This is a genomic window from Limosilactobacillus portuensis, from assembly GCF_014838735.1.
Taxonomy (GTDB): domain Bacteria; phylum Bacillota; class Bacilli; order Lactobacillales; family Lactobacillaceae; genus Limosilactobacillus; species Limosilactobacillus portuensis.
Genome location: NZ_JABUXQ010000144.1, coordinates 1 through 277, shown reverse-complemented (window position 1 = coordinate 277; position 277 = coordinate 1). Strand labels below are relative to the sequence as shown.

General features: G+C 39.7%; 2 protein-coding genes. Both read left to right on the top strand.

From position 1 onward, the window contains the following. The coding region (locus HUK49_RS10920; RefSeq protein WP_328797272.1) for an ArsC/Spx/MgsR family protein at positions 1-143 on the top strand (143 nt) is incomplete at its 5' end. 4 nt (positions 144-147) lie between these two features. Further along, positions 148-277, top strand: a 130-nt coding sequence (locus HUK49_RS10915) for a UPF0223 family protein (protein WP_191913703.1), incomplete at its 3' end; no start/stop codon positions are given.

Sequence of the window (277 nt, the reverse complement as noted above, 5' to 3'; positions counted from 1 at the left end):
CGAGTTTACTTCGGCGTCCGATTATCCTTGATGATAAAAGGATGCAGATAGGGTTTAATGAGGATGAAATTCGGGCATTTCTACCGCGAAACTATCGCAAGCAAGAATTAAAGAATGCAACATTACGAGCAGAAATAGGATAGAGACATGGATAAACAATACTCATATCCGCTTGATTTTTCGTGGAGCACAGAGGAAATTTCCTCAGTGCTTTCTTTTTTGAATAGAGTGGAAGAAGCATATGAAAAGGGTGTAGAAGCAAGACTCGTTCTTGAAC